16 protein-coding genes are annotated in these 16,721 nt (G+C 69.3%); 4 read left to right on the forward strand and 12 right to left on the reverse strand.

Features of this window, described 5'->3' with window-relative positions; all coding sequences use genetic code 11:
* Positions 1 to 16 precede the first annotated feature (16 nt).
* On the forward strand, positions 17 to 1,585 hold the full coding sequence (locus AB0O93_RS07280) for an amidohydrolase (protein ID WP_363341961.1): 1,569 nt from the start codon (positions 17 to 19) through the stop codon (positions 1,583 to 1,585).
* 40 nt (positions 1,586 to 1,625) lie between these two features.
* Here the strand turns inward: AB0O93_RS07280 and AB0O93_RS07285 are convergent, their stop codons facing one another.
* The 5 genes from AB0O93_RS07285 to AB0O93_RS07305 are packed head-to-tail and all read right to left on the reverse strand — an operon-like array spanning position 1,626 to position 6,964.
* The gene (locus AB0O93_RS07285; RefSeq protein WP_363341963.1) at positions 1,626 to 2,393 is read right to left on the reverse strand and encodes an SDR family oxidoreductase; all 768 of its coding nucleotides are present in this window, start codon (positions 2,391 to 2,393) and stop codon (positions 1,626 to 1,628) included.
* Positions 2,384 to 3,232, reverse strand: a complete 849-nt coding sequence (locus AB0O93_RS07290) for an SDR family oxidoreductase (RefSeq protein WP_363341965.1) — start codon at positions 3,230 to 3,232, stop codon at positions 2,384 to 2,386. Before AB0O93_RS07290 ends, AB0O93_RS07285 begins: the two co-directional genes overlap by 10 nt.
* 7 nt (positions 3,233 to 3,239) lie before the next feature.
* On the reverse strand, positions 3,240 to 4,649 hold the full coding sequence (locus AB0O93_RS07295) for an aldehyde dehydrogenase family protein (RefSeq protein WP_363341967.1): 1,410 nt from the start codon (positions 4,647 to 4,649) through the stop codon (positions 3,240 to 3,242).
* Between the two features lie 28 nt (positions 4,650 to 4,677).
* Positions 4,678 to 5,493, reverse strand: coding sequence for a MoaF C-terminal domain-containing protein (locus AB0O93_RS07300; RefSeq protein WP_363341969.1), 816 nt, complete (start codon positions 5,491 to 5,493; stop codon positions 4,678 to 4,680).
* Positions 5,494 to 5,518: 25 nt separating this feature from the next.
* Positions 5,519 to 6,964, reverse strand: coding sequence for an APC family permease (locus tag AB0O93_RS07305; protein WP_363341971.1), 1,446 nt, complete (start codon positions 6,962 to 6,964; stop codon positions 5,519 to 5,521).
* Positions 6,965 to 7,187: 223 nt separating this feature from the next.
* Here AB0O93_RS07305 and AB0O93_RS07310 point away from each other — a divergent pair, with 223 nt between their 5' ends.
* Positions 7,188 to 7,772 (forward strand): TetR family transcriptional regulator, encoded by a 585-nt coding sequence (locus tag AB0O93_RS07310; protein WP_363341973.1) that lies wholly within the window; start codon positions 7,188 to 7,190, stop codon positions 7,770 to 7,772.
* Here the strand turns inward: AB0O93_RS07310 and AB0O93_RS07315 are convergent.
* A complete protein-coding gene (locus AB0O93_RS07315; RefSeq protein WP_363341975.1) occupies positions 7,751 to 8,341 on the reverse strand; it encodes a TetR family transcriptional regulator in 591 nt (196 codons plus the stop codon). The genes AB0O93_RS07310 and AB0O93_RS07315 overlap by 22 nt on opposite strands.
* Before the next feature lie 103 nt (positions 8,342 to 8,444).
* On the opposite strand from AB0O93_RS07315, the gene AB0O93_RS07320 reads away from it, so the two are divergent.
* Both AB0O93_RS07320 and AB0O93_RS07325 read left to right on the forward strand, forming a co-directional pair.
* The gene (locus AB0O93_RS07320) at positions 8,445 to 8,786 is read left to right on the forward strand and encodes a cupin domain-containing protein (RefSeq protein ID WP_363341977.1); all 342 of its coding nucleotides are present in this window, start codon (positions 8,445 to 8,447) and stop codon (positions 8,784 to 8,786) included.
* A complete protein-coding gene (locus AB0O93_RS07325) occupies positions 8,783 to 10,120 on the forward strand; it encodes an NAD(P)/FAD-dependent oxidoreductase (RefSeq protein WP_363341979.1) in 1,338 nt (445 codons plus the stop codon). Before AB0O93_RS07320 ends, AB0O93_RS07325 begins: the two co-directional genes overlap by 4 nt.
* 55 nt (positions 10,121 to 10,175) lie before the next feature.
* Here AB0O93_RS07325 and AB0O93_RS07330 read toward each other — a convergent pair whose 3' ends face one another.
* Genes AB0O93_RS07330 through AB0O93_RS07355 form a run of 6 tightly spaced genes read right to left on the reverse strand, consistent with a single transcriptional unit; the run spans position 10,176 to position 16,687 of the window.
* Positions 10,176 to 10,976 (reverse strand): HpcH/HpaI aldolase/citrate lyase family protein, encoded by an 801-nt coding sequence (locus tag AB0O93_RS07330; protein WP_363341981.1) that lies wholly within the window; start codon positions 10,974 to 10,976, stop codon positions 10,176 to 10,178.
* Positions 10,961 to 11,746: a fumarylacetoacetate hydrolase family protein gene (locus AB0O93_RS07335; RefSeq protein WP_363341983.1), complete on the reverse strand. Its 786-nt coding sequence runs from the start codon at positions 11,744 to 11,746 to the stop codon at positions 10,961 to 10,963. Before AB0O93_RS07335 ends, AB0O93_RS07330 begins: the two co-directional genes overlap by 16 nt.
* A gap of 18 nt (positions 11,747 to 11,764) precedes the next feature.
* On the reverse strand, positions 11,765 to 12,910 hold the full coding sequence (gene hpaD / locus AB0O93_RS07340) for a 3,4-dihydroxyphenylacetate 2,3-dioxygenase (RefSeq protein WP_363341985.1): 1,146 nt from the start codon (positions 12,908 to 12,910) through the stop codon (positions 11,765 to 11,767).
* Positions 12,911 to 12,935: 25 nt separating this feature from the next.
* Complete coding sequence (hpaE, locus tag AB0O93_RS07345; RefSeq protein ID WP_363341987.1) at positions 12,936 to 14,474, reverse strand: 5-carboxymethyl-2-hydroxymuconate semialdehyde dehydrogenase; 1,539 nt, start codon at positions 14,472 to 14,474, stop codon at positions 12,936 to 12,938.
* Between the two features lie 30 nt (positions 14,475 to 14,504).
* The gene (locus AB0O93_RS07350) at positions 14,505 to 15,206 is read right to left on the reverse strand and encodes a GntR family transcriptional regulator (protein WP_363341989.1); all 702 of its coding nucleotides are present in this window, start codon (positions 15,204 to 15,206) and stop codon (positions 14,505 to 14,507) included.
* Positions 15,188 to 16,687, reverse strand: a complete 1,500-nt coding sequence (locus AB0O93_RS07355) for a fumarylacetoacetate hydrolase family protein (RefSeq protein WP_363341991.1) — start codon at positions 16,685 to 16,687, stop codon at positions 15,188 to 15,190. Before AB0O93_RS07355 ends, AB0O93_RS07350 begins: the two co-directional genes overlap by 19 nt.
* Between the last annotated feature and the right edge of the window lie 34 nt (positions 16,688 to 16,721).

The raw sequence follows: 16,721 nt of genomic DNA on the forward strand, positions 1-16,721 counted from the left end.
CACAGAGGAGACGGGCATGCAGATCACCCATTACACCAACGGCCGCATCTTCACAGCCGAACCGGACGCGCCGTTCGTCGAGGCGCTGGTCACACGCGGTCCGCACATCGTCTTCGTCGGAGACGACGAGGGCGCGCGCGCGGCAGCCGGACCGCAGGCGCGGGTCGTCGACCTCGCCGGCGGCACCCTGATGCCCGGCATGCACGACGCCCACACGCACCTGCTGTTCAGCGGTCTCAAATACCTGTACGAGACGCGTCTGCCTGCATTCGCCGGGCCCGATCGCATCGTGGAGGAGCTGCGCGCGCACCACCCGCACCCCGAGGGGGACGCGCACTGCGCCTGGCATGTCGGGGGAGAGGTGTTCCCCCCGGCGATCACCGGGGAGGCGGCTCTCACACGCGCGCACCTGGATGCGGCTTTCCCGGACGAACCGGTCTACCTCTACGACTATTCGATCCACCACGGTGTCGCCAACTCGCGGGCGCTCGCCCTCGCGGACATCGGCGAGGAGGACGAGTTCGGCCACGGCGGCGCCTACATCCGCGACGAGAACGGGCGGCTCACCGGCGAGCTGGTCGAGGAGGCGACCTGGAAGGTGCTGCGGAGCATCCCCGACCGCCCCGACGAGGAGTACCTGGCGGCCGTGCGGTGGGCCGTCGGGGTCTGCCACCGCTTCGGCATCACCTCCGTGCAGGAGGCCTCGGCGTCCGAGCAGGCCCTCCGCGCGTACGCTGCGCTGGATGCCGCGGGCGAACTCGACCTTCACGTGGCCGCGCACCTCGTGTGGCGCTCGGAAGGCTTCGGAATGGCCAGCGGGGAGCGCCTGGACGAGCTCCTCCGGGAGTGCGACCGGTGGGCCTCGGCGCACGTCGATCCCCGATTCGTGAAGATCTGGATCGACGGAGCACCTCTGCCGCCGCACAGCACCCACGCGCCGTTGACCGCCTCCGGAGAGATCGACGACAGCTGGCTCCTCGTGTCGAAGGAGGAACTCGCCCGCGTGGTCGCCGGCTTCGACGCGCAGGGGCGTCCGGTGAAGATCCACTGCGCGGGTGACGGGGCCGTCCGTACGTGTCTCGACGCGATCGCCGAAGTACGCGGGGCGAATGGTCCCGGCGTCGTCCACGAGGTCGCTCACGCGGGCTTCGTCGCGGACGAGGACTTCGCTCGCTTCCGCGAGTTGGATGTGACCGCGGAGATGTCGCCGGCGCTGTGGCACCTTCCCGAGTACGGGCTGGGCGACGCCTTCCATTTCCGGCGGATGCTCGATCACGGCGCCCGGATGACCATCGGAAGCGACTGGATCATCACCCCCGATCCGAACCTCCTCCCCGGGATCCAGGGGGCGATCCAGCACGGATCCCACCCGATCACCCGGATCGAGGCGTTCGAGGCGGTGACCCGGGTGGGCGCGGAGGCGGTCGGGCGATCCGACGAGCGCGGTACCCTCGCCGTCGGAAAGCGTGCGGACCTGGTCATCGTCGATCGTGACCTCTTCGGGGTGGACGAAGGCGACATCGGCGCCGCGCGCGTGCGGGAGACGATCGTCGGCGGTCGGACGGTCTACCGGCTCGAGGAGTGAGAGGGGCCCGCTCGCGCGATCAGCGCGAGCGGGCCCCTCATCAGTGGGACGCGTCCGCGGTGAAATCCAGCGTTCCGAGGGCCGAACGGGCGAGCATGCCGAAGTCGGCGACGACCGTGGTCGCATTGATCGGGGCACTCACGGGAGAAGCGAGGAACACCGCGTGGGCGGCGAGCTGGTGAGGTGACATGACGGGCATATCCGTCCCGGCGAAGCCGTCGGGCATCCCGAGATCCCCCCGCGACATCGGAGTGTCGACCACTCCCGGACACAGCGCGTTCGCGCGCACGGCCGGATGGTCGACGGTGATCGCCTTCGTCAGGCCCACCACCGCCGCCTTCGACGCCGTGTACGGTCCCATCCCCTCGAACGCCACGAGCGCGGAATCCGAGGCCACGAGGACGATCGTGCCCACCTCGCTGCGCTCCAGATCCGCGAGACAGTGCTTGGTCACGAGGAAGTTGCCCCGGACGTTCACCGCCATGACGTGATCCCATTCGGCCGCCTCCACGTGGGAGAGCGCGGTGCCGACGGGTCCCGAGACGCCGGCGCAGCCGACGAGCACATCGACGGGACCGAGCCGCTCCTCGACGACGCGCACGGCGCGGCGGACATCGTCCTCGTCGGTGACGTCCGTCGTCACGTGCAGCGGCTCCCCGGCGGACGTGCCCGCGTCGGAGCCCGCGGGCTGTCGGTCGAACACGGCGACCCGAGCGCCCTCGGCTGTGAACGCGTCGACGCACGCGCGGCCGATGCCGGACGCGCCTCCGGTCACCACGACGACCCGACCGGCGAGTCTCATGTCCATCTCGGCACCTCCGGCACCTCGTCGCCCTGCGGGAGGGCTTTCTCGAATGCGAGCGTGGGGAGGTCGACGATGTGCGCCCCACCGTCCACGACGAGCGTTGCGCCGGTGATGTACGACGACTCCTCGGAACCCAGGAAGCGCACCGCCGCGGCGATCTCCCGAGCTTCCGCGATGCGGCGCAGAGGGACGTCCGCGGTGACCTTCGCGTACGCGGAGTCGCGGGTGGGCGCGCCGCCGCGGGAGACCAGGTCGTCCATCTCCTCGTCGGCCATGGGTGTGCGCACCCAGCCGGGGCACACGGCGTTGACGCGGATCCCACGCGCGCCGTAATCCCGGGCGAGCGAGCGGGTGAGTCCGATCAGAGCGTGCTTCGCGGTGGTGTAGCCCGCCATCGCGGGGCCGGCGAAGAGCCCGGACAGCGACGAGACGACGACGATCCGCCCGCGCGTCGCGCCGAGGGGGCCCAGGAACTCCCGCGCGGTGACGAATGCCGTGGTGAGGTTCGCGTGCAGCGCGTCCGCCCACTCGTCGTCGTCGGCATCCTCGACCGTCGTGAACCCGGGGCCCCCGGCGTTGCACACCAGGGTGTCCACACGACCGAACGTCTCCAGGATGGTGTCCCGTGCGCGACGGGCATCCGCGGCGCGACCGACGTCCGCCACCACCGGGAGGGCGCCGGTGGCACCGGCGACCTCCTCCAGTGGGGCGGAGCGCCGGCCGAGGATGGCCACGCGCGCGCCCTCGTCGGCGTAGCGGGCCGCGATGGCCGCGCCGATGCCGGTGCCGCCGCCGGTCACGACGACGACGTCGTCTTTCACGTGTGCGCCGGTGAAGACCATGCCGGGCTCAGAGACTGATCACTTTGGGAGCCGCCACGGCCTTCAGCCCGGCGACGCCGAACTCCTGGCCGTACCCGGACTGCTTGGTCCCTCCGAACGGCACGTTCGGGTTCAACGCACCGTGCTGGTTGATCCACACCGTTCCCGCCTGGACGCGCTTGGCGACCTCGACGGCGGCGGCGACGTCGTTCGACCACACCGATGCGCCGAGCCCCTGCTCGGAGGCGTTCGCGCGACGCACGGCGTCATCGACGTCGGTGTAGCGGATCACCGGGATGGCGGGGCCGAACTGCTCCTCGTCGACCAGACGTGCGCCGTCCTCGATGTCGGCGACCACCGTCGTGCGGTAGAACAGCGGACCGAGCTCCGACGCCGGCTCGCCGCCCGCGACGATGCGCGCACCGCGCGAGCGAGCGTCGTCGACGAGGTCCTTGACGATATCGAACTGGCCCTGGTTCTGCAGCGGTCCGAGGACATTGCCGTCGTCGAGGCCGCGGCCCATCGGCATCGACCGAGCCATGTCCGCGAGGGTCTGCACCACCTCGTCGTAGACGGAATCGTGCACGTACAGCCGCTTGAGGGCCGCGCAGGTCTGTCCGGTGTTGATGAAACAGCCCCAGAACAGGTTCTCGGCGATTGCGGCGACATCCGTCCCGGGCAGCACGATCCCGGGGTCGTTGCCGCCGAGCTCGAGCGTCAGGCGAGCCAGATTGCGCGCCGAGGACTCGACGATCAGGCGTCCGGCCGCGGTGGAGCCGGTGAACATCACCTTGTCGATCCCGGGATGCGAGGCGAGGGCCGATCCCACGGTGCGGTCGCCGCTGACGACGGTCAGGACGCCCTCCGGCAGGTGGCGGTTGTAGATCTCGACGAGCGCGAGCACCGACAGAGGTGTGTAGCTGCTCGGCTTCACGATGACGGTGTTGCCCATCCGCAGGGAGGGCGCGATCTGCCACACGGTGATCATCATGGGCCAGTTCCACGGCCCGATGGCGCCGACGACCCCCAGCGCGTCGTAGTGGACCTCGGAGCGCGCCGTGCCCGCTTCGAACACCACCTCCGGCTCCAGTGCGGTGTCCGCGGCGTTGCGCGTCCAGACCGCGCAGGCGCCGACCTCGAAGCGCGCGTTCGGTCCGTCGAGGGGCTTGCCCTGCTCGCGGGAGAGCAGCTGCGCCAGCTCCTCCGCGTTGGCCTCGAGGTCATCGCTGATCGCGTGGAGGATCCGGCTGCGCTCGGCGTGCCCGAGCGCAGCCCAGGCGGGCTGAGCGGCCCGCGCGGCGTCGATCGCCCTTTCGAGGTCATCGACGGAGTGCACCGGTGCGTAGCCGATGGTCTCGCGGGTGGCGGCATCCGGAATGGCGCGGCCCTCGGCCTCGCCCACGCCGATGCGGTCGAGGAGGGAAGTGGTGGTCGTCATGAGAGTCTCCTTTCGGGAAACAGGGGTGTCACTCGTTCGGGTACGGCACGTCGGACAGGATGGTGAACTCGCTGTCGAAGGGGATGTGGACGGTGTCCAGCGTCGGGCCGTCCCAGCAGAACATCCGCCCGACCGATCGCTTGTTCGTCAGATCGATCGTCACGATCGATTCGACCGGCATGACCTGCTCGCTCCAGTGCAGGAGCACGATGCCTTCGGCCAGCTCGAACACCTGGACCGGGTCGGCGCACGCGAGACCCACCTCGCCGCCCTTGACGCAGTGCCAGACGAAGGTGCCGGCGTTGAGGTAGACGTGCTCGTAGTGCTCGGTCGGGCTGTAGCGGTAGTAGATCCGCTTCCCGACCAGCTCGCTGGTGCGTCCCCGGGGCTCGATCTCCCCGGTGCCATCCACGCGGCCGGACAGGAAGTCGGTCTTCATCCGCACCTGCCCCGCCTTGTCGACGAAGGCCGATTCCGCCACGGTCACACGACCGTCGGCGACGTTGAGGACCATCGACACGTCGCTCGAGTGGATCCCCTCGCCCTTCACGAAGTCGATGAAGAAGATCCCGGGACGCACCTCGACCGCACGATAGGGGTGGGTGCCGGTGGCGCCCGCGCCATCGCCGTCGACGATCTCCCACGTGATCCGGCCGTCGGTGAACTCGTGCCGGATCGTCCACCCGTTCTCGAAGCGGACGGTGACGGGGGCGCCTTCCAACTGTCGGCTGCTGGGGAGGCTGGGGTCGCCGAAGCCGTCCAGCATCGTGGTGACATCCGGCCACTCTTCGGTGGGGACGTATCCCTGCTCGGTCGGGGCGAGTTGCGTGGGTGAGTGAGTCATGACTTCCTTTCGAGGGGGAGGTTGGTCAGTTGCCGGCGCTGACGACGGTGCCGAAGTCGACGTCCTTCTTGACGACGGGCAGCAGCGCTCCGAGAGCGAAGGCGATCGGGATCGACCACAGCATCGCGCGGGCCACGACGCCGTCGTCGAAGAGCAGGGCGTCGTAGTTGGCGATGGCCACGACGAGGACCGAGACCATCAGCACCACGGCGGCGAAGGGGGCGACGCGGGTCGTCCAGAATCCGCGTTCGAGCTTCTCGCGGATGAAGAACACCACGATCGCGATGGAGGCGAAGGCCATCATGACGACGAAGCCGATCGTTCCGAGCGCGAGGAACCAGGCGTACACGACGGTGATCGGGTCGGCTCCCGACAGGAGGAACGCCATGAGGATGACGCCGACGATCACGCCGTTGACCAGGGCTGCACGCGCCGGAGCCTGCGAACGACGGGTCACCGTGGCCAGCGGTCGCGGCAGGGCGCGGGCGCGGGCGAGCGCGAACATGTAGCGCGCGAACATGTTCTGCACGCCGATCAGCATCGCGATGAAGCTCGAGACGACCAGGACCTGCATGAGGATGTCCAGCCACGGACCGACGAAGTCACGGGAGATCGCGAAGATGATGCCCGCGAGGTCGCTGCCGGCGGCTTCCTGGATGTTGTCGGGGCCGACGGCGATGCTCACGGCCCAGGTGGCGAGCGTGTAGAACACGCCGACGAAGACGATGACCGTGAACAGCGCGCGGGGAATGGTGCGCCGCGGCTCGCGGGCCTCCTCGCTGAACACGGTGGTCGCTTCGAAGGTGGTGAAGCAGGCGAACACGAAGAGGACCGCAACGCCGAGCCCGGGCTGGAAGAGACCGGACGGCGCGAAGCTGACCAGGGACAGGTCGCGGCCGGCGGAGTTGGCGAAGACACCGATGACCAGCACCGCGACGGCGACGACTTCCAGGACGAGCAGGACTCCGAGGATGCGGAGATTGAGGTCGACCCCGAACATCGTCAGCGCGGTCGTGGCGGCGAGGAAGATCAGCACCCAGAACCAGACGGGCATGTCGATGCCGAGATAGCTCGCCGCGAGCTGCTGTGCGAAGACCCCGAACTGAGACCACAGTCCCACCTGCAGGGCGATGTAGGTGACGATCACGATGCCCGCGGCGCCGGTCGCGGCGTTGCGGCCGAGTCCACGTGCGATGTAGGACACGAACCCGCCGGCGCTGACGACGTGACGGCTCATCTTGAGGTAGCCGATCGCGAAGATCGCGATCACGAGCGCGACCAGCACGTAGATCAACGGAACGACGGGGCCCATGATCGAGAAGATCACGGGGCTCGCGCCCACGAACGCCGCCATGGGAGCGGCGGCGGAGATGACGAAGAAGGCGACGCCGATGAAGCCCAGGCTGTTCGCCTTCAGCTTCGTCTCTCCCATCTGCGGGGGGCTGAGGTGGCGCTCGGTCGCATTGCTCATGGGTCCTCCTTTGGACCGGCTGTCGCTGGACGAGCCGGTTCAACAGATCGGGTGGGGCTCGTGACAGCGGATGTGACGCAACAAGGCTAAGCAGTTGCTTAGCGAGCAAGTTACGCCCTCGGGAGGGCCTCGTCAAGACCTGTTTTCGGATTCCGTGGGAGCGCGTGGACGGGGGCGGCGGATGCGGAATCCCGAACAGGATGCCGCGCCTATGCTGAGAGGCATGGCGAACGGGTCCCGCGCGATCAACCACGGCGAAGGCCGGGAGGCGCTTCTGCGTGCGACCGTGCACGTCGTGGCGCAGAAGGGACTGCGCGGGCTCACGTTCCGTGCTGTCGCGGCGGAGGCCGGCGTGAACAACACCCTGATCGCCCACCATTTCGGCACCCGCGACAAGCTGCTGGCGGCCGCGCTGGAGTGGAGTGGCGAGCGCTCGATCGCGGGCGCGGATCTGGCCGAGTATGCGACCGACGCCGACTCCTTCCGCGCGGCGTTGGTGCAGAACGTGCTCTCGGACGTGGACGTCGCGGTCTTCCAGTTCGAGATGATCCTGGAGTCCAGTCGGCGCCCGGAGCTGCAGGATGCCGTCCGTTCGCTCTATTCGCGGTATGTCGCCGCGCTGGCCGCGGGGCGCGAGCGCCTCGGCGCGCCGGCGAGCGAACCTCTCAATCTCGCCCTGTTCGCCGCTCTGGACGGCCTCATGGTCCAATACATCAGCCGATCGATCACCGCCGAGCAGTTCGAGGAAGCGGTCGTCGCGCTCGGTATCGCGGTGACCTCGGCCTCTCAGGTCGTCGCTTCGCCCTGACGGCGAGGGAGCGCGGCCGCTTCCGCGCGAGCTGCTCGCACCACGTCGTCGATCGCTCGGCGGAGTTCGGGTCGATCGAGTCCGGCCATGGTCTGAAGGACCAGTCCATCGAGGGCGGCGAAGATGCGCCGCGCCGCCCCCTCCACGTCGCCGGCGAAGCCGAGGCGCACGAGGCCCTCGGCGACCTCTCGCTGGTAGCGGTCGTACAGGCGGCGCACCGGCTCGCGGAACGGCGGGTTCCGGCGGGCTTCCAGGATCATCTCGTACTGGAACGCCTGCAGCTCGGGCTCCGTGGTCACCGAGGCGAGGAGGGTGGCGGCGAAGTCCTCGTCGCTCGCGATGTCGGTGAGGCCGGAGGAGTCGATCGACCTCTCGACGGCGGATTCCATCGCGGTGAGCAGGAGGGCGTCGCGGGAGCCGAAATGGTGGGCGACCAGGGAATTGTTCACGCCTGCGACATCGGCCACCGCGCGGAAGGTCAAGCCTCGCAGGCCCTTCTCGGCCACCACGGCGATCGTCGCGGCGATCAGGAGATCGCGCCCCTCTCCGTACGGCACACGCTCGCGCATCTGGCCGATCCTAGGCGGCGCACTCTTGCGGGCAAAACTAAGCATGTGCTTATATTGGCGCCACCCGACGAACCGAACGTCGGCATCGTCAAGGAGGACGTTCATGTCTCAGGAGAGTTTCGTGATCCACGCGGCCATCGACCGTGCGGCCGCCGAGCCGTTCGAGGTGGGTGTGGTCCAGTGGGTGCGCCGGCCGGGGGACGGGGAGCGCGACGCTCTGTCGTGCGGGTACTGGTTCATCACCCCGGAGGAGACCCCGGGGCCGATGCGCGTCGTCGGTCACGCCGACGAGTCGGTGTACATCGTCGAGGGCCGCGTGAGGATCGAGCCGGAAGGCCAGGACGCGTTCGAGCTCGGCGCGGGAGACTCGGCGTCGTTCAACAAGGACGTTCCCGCGGTCTGGACCGTCCTCGAGCCGACCGTCGAGTTCTTCGTCTACTCATGAGCGGCACGTCGGAGGTCAGGGACGCTTACGACGTCGCCGTCGTCGGCGCCGGCTTCGCGGGGCTCATCGCCGCACGCGAGCTGACACGTGCCGGCAAGCGCGTCGTCGTTCTGGAGGCCCGGGACCGCATCGGCGGTCGGACCTGGCTGGCGGAGCGATTCGGCATGCCGGTCGAACTGGGCGGAACCTGGGTGCACTGGTCGCAGCCGTACGTGTGGGCGGAGCTCGCGCGCTACGGGATCGGCATCGTTCCCAGCCCGACACCGGAGCGGGCGTTCTGGTGGAACGGGACCACCACGGTCGCCGGCGATCCCCAAGACCTGCTCGACGTGCTCGACGGACCGAACACCGCGCTGATGGAGCGCGCCCGTGAGGTCTTTCCCCTTCCGTTCTCGGCATCGGCGTCCACCGCCGCCGTCGACCTGGATGGTCGGTCGGTCCGGGAGGCGATCGACGCCCTGCCGATCACGGAAGAGCAGAACATCCTGCTGTCCTCGTTCTGGGCGCTGAATTTCAACGGTCGCCTCGATCACGCCGCCTTCACCCAGGCGCTGCGGTGGGTCGCGCTGACCGACGGTGACTGGAAGACCAATTGGGAAGCGTGCGCGTCGTACAAGGTGGCCGGCGGGACCCGCGCGCTCGCCGAGGCGATCCGTGACGATTCCACCGCCGACGTCCGCTTCGGCGTCGACATCCGTCGCATCGAACACGATGACGCGCAAGTGCGCGTCATCTCCGACAAGGGTGAGGTGGTCACGGCCGAGCAGGTGCTCGTCACGATCCCGATGCACGCGCTGTCGAGGGTGGAGTTCGCCCCGGGGCTCGAGACGGTGGCCGCCGCGACCGTCGACGGACAGCTGGGGCTGGGCACAAAGGTCTGGATGTCGCTCGAAGGCGAGCACGCCCCCTTCGTGGCGATGGGCTCGGCGGACTGGCCGTTGAATTTCATCCAGTCCGAGTACCTCCGTGACGGCCGCACGATCGTCGTCGGCTTCGGTCCGGATGCCGCATCCCTCGATGCCGGCGACACGTCCGCCGTGCAGGCCGCTCTCGATCGATGGGATCTGGGGCTGCGCGTGGTCGAGACCGCCGGTCACGATTGGGTGAGCGACCCCTACGCGCAGGAGACGTGGCCGATGCACCGCACGGGATTCCTCACGTCGCACCTGGCCGTGCTCCGTGCGACGCATGGTCGCATCCGCTTCGCGGGCTCCGACGTCGCGGACGGGTGGGGCGGGTTCATCGATGGTGCCGTGGAAACCGGTCTCACCGGCGCGCGCGCGATCCTCGACGCCCTCGACGGTCGCTCCGGAGGGCGGGCCGCGGCGCGGTGAGCTCGGAAACCCTGGGAGACGGGTGTGCGGCCGTGAGGGGCCGCATACCCGCACCTCAGTAGCTGGCGCGCGGACCCGAGTCTTCGGCCGCCCAGCGCTTCGCGAGAGCCTCCGTGCCCCGGGCGAGGATCGCGACGTCGGCGCCGACGAGGAGGAAGTCCGCGCCGGCCTCGACGTAGGCATCGGCCGCGGCGGGGTCGAAGGCGTTGACCCCGACGGGTGTGCCCGTCGCGCGCACGGCGGCGAAGGCGCGCTGCACCGCGGACACGACCTCCGGGTGCGTCTGCTGCCCCAGAAGGCCCAGGGACGCGGCCAGGTCGCTGGGGCCCACGAAGACCCCGTCGATGCCGTCGACCGCCGCGATCTCGCCGGCCGCTTCCACGCCCGCGGCGTTCTCCACCTGGACGAAGAGCGAGACGTGCTCGTCCGCCTGTGCGAGGTAATCGTCGACGCGATTCCAGCGCGCGGAGCGGGCGAGGGCCGAGCCGACGCCGCGGATGCCGCGAGGGGGATACCGCACAGCCGCAACGAGGTCGCGGGCCTGCTCGGCGGAGGACACCATGGGCACCAGGATGTTCTGCGCGCCGACGTCGAGCACCTGTTTGAGCCGGACGGGATCGCCGTCGGGGACGCGCACGAGCGGTGTCGCGGGGTAGGCCGCGATCGCCTGCAGCTGAGCGAGTACCGACGCGAGACCGTTCGGCGAGTGCTCCATGTCGATGAGCACCCAGTCGGTGCCCGAGCCCGCCACGATCTCGGCGACGAGGGGGCTCGCCGAGCACACCCATATCCCCGCGAGTGGCTGCTCAGCCGCCTCCAGCGCGGCGCGGAAGGTCGGGCTCAGACGAAGCGACATGTGATCTGTCCCATGGGGCCGTAGTCGCACAGCACCTCGTCGCCGGCCTCCACCCACATCGGTCGGGTGAAGGAGCCGGCGAGGATGATCTCGCCGGCTTCCAGACGCGCGCCGTGCTGGGCGAACTTGTTCGCGAGCCAGGCCACGCCCGTGGCGGGATGACCGAGCACGCCGGCAGCGACGCCGGTCTCGACGATCTCCCCATTGCGGGAGAGGACGCCGGGAACCCAGCGCAGGTCGATCTCGTCGGGCCGTTTGTGCACGTCGCCGAGCACCATTGCGCCATAGGCCGCGTTGTCCGAGATGGTGTCCACGATCGTCCGGCCTGCCAGCTCGATGTGCGAGTTGAGCACCTCGAGCGCGGGCACGGCGTAGTCGATCGCGGAGAGGGCGTCCTCGAGGGTGCAGTCGGGACCCTCCAGCGGCCGACCCAGGACGAAGGCGAGCTCGACCTCGATGCGCACGTTGGAGTAACGGGACGCGTCGATCTCATCTCCGGAGCGGTAGACGGTGTCGTCGAACATGACCCCGTAGTCCGGCTCGGTGATGCCGGTCGCCTCCTGCATCGCCTTCGAGGTCAGGCCGATCTTGCGGCCGACCAGGCGACGCCCGGCGGCGATGTTGCGATCGCGCCAGACCCCCTGGATCGCATAGGAGTCCTCGACCGTGGCGTCGGGATAGCGCGCGGTGATCCGCGGGATCACGCCGTTCGTGCGGTCGGCCTCGGCGAGTTCTTCGGCGATCTCCGCGATGGTGTCAGATGGCAGCATCCGATGTCCTCCTCGTCGTCAGAGCTGATTGCCGAGCTTGAACTCGCCGTCGCTCTGCTCGGGCGCTCGGGTGTAGGAGAATCCGTCGGCGCCGATCGTCACGGCCATCTCGGACGAGTCGGTGCGGGCCACGACCGGCTGCGGGTTGCCGTCGAGGTCGAGGACGAGCGAGGCCTCCGTGTACCAGGACGGGACGACGGGGTTGCCCCACCAGTCGCGGCGCTGGTTGTCGTGCACATCCCAGGTGACGACCGGGTTGTCGGGATCCCCCGTGTAGTAGTCCTGCGTGTACACCTCGACCCGGTGCCCGTCGGGATCCCGCAGGTAGAGGTAGAACGCGTTCGACACGCCGTGGCGACCGGGTCCGCGCTCGATGCGGTCCGACAGGCGCAGCGCACCGAGCTTGTCGCAGATGGCGAGGATGTTGTGCTTCTCGTGCGTGGCGAAGCAGACGTGGTGCATGCGCGGGCCGTCGCCGCCGGTCATCGCCGTGTCGTGGACGGTGGGCTTGCGGCGCATCCACGCGGCGTAGACCGTTCCCTCTTCGTCCTGGATGTCCTCGGTGACCCGGAAGCCGAGGGACTGCATGAAGTTCACCGCGCGCGGCACGTCGGGGGTCACCTGGTTGAAGTGGTCCAGACGCACCAGCTCGCCGGGGCTGTAGAGGTCGTACCGCCACGACAGGCGCTCGACGTGATCGGTGGCGAAGAAGAACTCGTACGGGAAGCCCAGCGGGTCGATCACGCGGACCGAGTCGCCGATGCCCTTGGTGTACCCGTTCGGCTCGCGTCGCACCTCGCAGCCGAGCTCGGTGTAGAACGCGACGGCCTTGTCGAGGTCCTCCGCCGCGCGCACCCGGTACGAGAACGCGGCGACGGCCGCGATCGGCCCCTGGCGGAGGACGAGGTTGTGGTGGATGAACTCCTCGGTCGAACGGAGGTAGATCGCGGTGTCGTCCTCCTCCGTCACGTGCAGACCGAGCACGTCGACGTAGAACTCCCGCGACGCGGCGAGATCGGTGACGACGAGTTCCATGTACGCGCAGCGCAGGATGTCGGGCGCCGGCGACGTAGGGGTAGGGATGGGGTTCGCCGACTGGATCGGCGCCTCCTGGCTCACCCAGAAGCCGGAGGAGGTCAGGGTCATGGTGTCGCGGTGGCTCATGTCAGGTCCTTGCGTGTGATTCTCGTCAGTGGGATGCGGCTGCGTCGCCGCCCTTGCCGAAGGTGGGGTTGTGCACCTTGCCGAGGGTGATGTGCACCGCCTGCTGGTCGGTGTAGAAGTCGATCGACCGGTAGCCGCCCTCATGGCCGAGGCCGGATGCCTTCACGCCGCCGAAGGGGGTGCGGAGGTCGCGGACGTTGTTGGAGTTCAACCACACCATCCCGGCCTCGACAGCCTGCGAGAAGTTGTGGGCGCGCTTGAGGTCGTTCGTCCAGATGTACGCCGCCAGACCGTACCGCACGCCGTTCGCGAGCTCCAGCGCCTCTTCGTCGGTGTCGAAGGGGGTGATCGCGACCACGGGGCCGAAGATCTCCTCCTGGAAGATCCGCGCGTCCGGCGCGACGTCGGCGAACACGGTGGGCTCGACGAAGTTGCCGGTGTCGAACCCCTCGGGACGGCCACCGCCGGCGACCAGGCGCCCCTCGGACTTCCCGATCTCCACGTAGCTCATCACCTTCTCGAAGTGCTCGGGGTGCACCAGTGCGCCGACCTCGGTCGCGGGGTCGTGCGGGTAGCCGACCCGCACGCGCTTCGCCTGCGCGGCATACCGCTCGACGAACTCGTCGTACACCTCGCGCTGGACGAGGATGCGGCTTCCCGCCGTGCAGCGCTCGCCGTTGAGGGAGAACACCCCGAAGATCGTCGCGTCGATCGCCGCATCGAGGTCGGCGTCGGCGAAGACGACGGCCGGCGACTTGCCGCCGAGCTCCATCGACAGGCCCTTGAGGTAGGGGGCGGCGTTGCCGAAGATGATCTGGCCCGTGCGGCTCTCTCCGGTGAAGGAGATCAGCGGCACGTCGGGGTGCTTCACCAGCGCATCTCCGGCGTCCTCGCCGAGACCGTTGACCAGGTTGAACACTCCGGTCGGCAGTCCCGCCTCCTCGAAGATGCCCGCCCACAGCGAGGCCGAGAGCGGCGTGAACTCGGCGGGCTTGAGCACGACGGTGTTCCCGGTCGCGAGCGCCGGACCCAGCTTCCACGACTCGAGCATGAACGGCGTGTTCCACGGCGTGATGAGCCCCGCGACGCCGATGGGCTTGCGGTTGACGTAGTTGATCTGGCGCCCGGGCACCTTGTAGGTGTCATCCGCCTGCGCCACGATCAGGTCGGCGAAGAAGCGGAAGTTCTCCGCGGCACGACGTGCCTGACCGAGGGCCTGGGTGATCGGCAGGCCGGAGTCGAACGACTCCAGCTCGGCCAGACGCGCGTCGCGGGACTCGACGATGTCGGCGATGCGGTGGAGGATGCGGGAGCGCTCGCGCGGCAGCATCCGCGGCCACGGTCCTTCGGTGAAGGCTGTGCGCGCAGCCGCGACGGCGCGATCGATGTCGGCCTTCTTGCCCGCCGCCGCGGTCAGGTATGTCTCGTTCGAGACCGGGTCGAGGACGTCGAAGGTCGCTCCGTCGATCGAATCGACGAACTCCCCGCCGATGTAGTGCTGGATGTGATCGGGAAGGTCGGCGGGCACGTGGCGCGTCGTCGCGCGGGTGGCGGTGTCGGTCATGATGCTCCTTCTGGAAATGCGGTGGAGGGGTCAGAATGCGGGGAGACCGAGGGTCTCGTCGGGGTGCTCGTGGATCATGTAGGCGTCGAGGGTCGCCGAACGATGACGCCGAGCGGCCTTCTCGATCTCGCCGAGCGGGGCGCTCGCCTCGATCAGCTGCAGGATGTTCTCGTGCTCCTGCACCGACTCCTGCGCGCGGCCGGGCACGAAGCTGAACGTCGAGTCGCGGAGGTGCCCGAGGCGCGCCCACTCCGCCTCGACGAGTTCGAGCATCCTCGGATTGGCGCACCTGCCGTAGAGGGTCGCGTGGAAGTCCTGGTTCAGGCGCGTGAAGGATCGCGGGTCGAAATCGGCGAGCGAGGCGATCATGCGCTCGTTGACCTCCCGGGCGTGACGGATGTCGTCGACCGTCAGCCGGCGGGCCGCGAGCGCGGTCGCCGTGCCCTCAAGGATCGAGAGGGCCTGCATGCTGAAGCGGTATTGGGTGTCATCGACCATCGACACCCGGGCGCCGACGTTGCGTTCGAAGGTGACCAGCCCCTCCGCTTCCAGCTGGCGGATGGCCTCGCGCACGGGGACGACGCTCATGTCGAGCTCGGCGGCGATCGCGCCGAGGACCAGGCGATACCCCGGGGTGAACTCCTGGGAGGCGATCCGCTCCTTCACCCAGTGATACGCCCGCTGCGACTTGCTGAGGCTGGAGGTGGGGGCGGTCACTTCTGCGCTCGCCATGCGAGGTACCGTTCCTTCCATTCGCCGGTGAGCGGGAACAGCCCGTCCACCGGATGCCCCTGCGCTACCTGGTCGGCGATCCACCCGTCCTCGATCTCCTGCTCCAGCGCCGCGTCGACGACCTCTTCGACGAGCGAGGGCGGGATGACGATGACGCCGTCCGCGTCGCCGACGAGGACGTCGCCGGGCTGCACGGTCGTTCCGCCGCACGCGATCGTGAGGTCGGCGTCCCACGGCACGTGGCGGCGTCCGAGGACGGCGGGGTGCGCACCGGCGGTGTACACCGGGATGCCGACCGCCGTGACGGCGTCGACGTCGCGGACGCCGCCGTCGGTCACCACCCCGGCCGCGCCCCGGGCGTGGGCGCGGATCGCGAGGATGTCGCCGAGCGTGCCCGAGCCGGTCTCGCCGCGGGCCTCGATGACGAGCACCTCGCCGTCGCCGACCGCGTCGAACGCCCGCTTCTGAGCGTTGTATCCGCCGCCGTGGCTGGTGAAGAGGTCTTCGCGGTTCGGGACGAAGCGGAGGGTGCGGGCGAGGCCGATGAGCTTCTTCCCGGGGTGGAGGGGCCGGACGCCGTCGATGGTGACGTTGTTCAGGCCGCGCTTGCGCAGCTGCTGGGAGAGTCCGGCCACCGGCGCGCGCTCGAGCTTCTCGCGAAGGTCGGGTGTCAGGGTCGGTGGGGCCTGCGCGGGAAGTCCGGCCGCCTCCCGGGAGCCCCAGGCCTCGGCGCGCTGGTGATCGTCGACGGCCGGGAGTGAGCCGACGCTCGCGTCGAAGCCCGTGTCGCCCTGGACGACGGTGGTGCGCAGTCGGCCGGTCGACGGTGCGCCGGGAGCGCGCGGAGCGTCGACCTCGACCTCGACCACGTCGCCGGGCACCACGACCGATGATCCCGCGGGGGTGCCGGTGAGGATCACGTCGCCGCGCTCGAGGGTCATGTGCTGGGAGAGGTCGGCGATCAGCTGCGCGAACGGGAAGATCATCCCGCCCGTGGTGTCGTCCTGCGCCGGCTCGCCGTTCACCCACGCGCGGACACGCAGGGCCTCGGGGTCGAGGTCGCGCGCATCCAGCAGGGCGGGCCCGATCGGGGTGTAGCCGTCGCGTCCCTTGGAACGGACGTTCGACCCCTTGTCGTTCGCGCGCAGATCGTACAGACCGAAGTCGTTGGATGCCGTGACCCAGCCGACGTGGGCCCACGCCTCGTCGACGCCGATCTGTCGGGCGTCGGTGCCGATGATGAGGGCGACCTCCGCCTCGAAGGCGAGGAGCTCGGTGCCGGCGGGGCGCTCGATCGTGTCGCCGGAGCGGGCGACAGAGCTGGACGGCTTGAAGAAGTAGGACGGCGCGGCCGGGCGACGACCCCGCTGGTCAGCGCGGGATGCGTAGCTGAGGTGGATCGCCACGATCTTCCCGGGGCGACCCGGGAGGGCGGCGAAACGTCCGTCTTCGGCATCCGTCACGGCGGTGTGAGTGATCATGGGCATCCTTGCGCTTGCGGCATATCTCAAATCG

Source organism: Microbacterium sp. NPDC077184 (genome assembly GCF_040687055.1).
Taxonomy (GTDB): domain Bacteria; phylum Actinomycetota; class Actinomycetes; order Actinomycetales; family Microbacteriaceae; genus Microbacterium.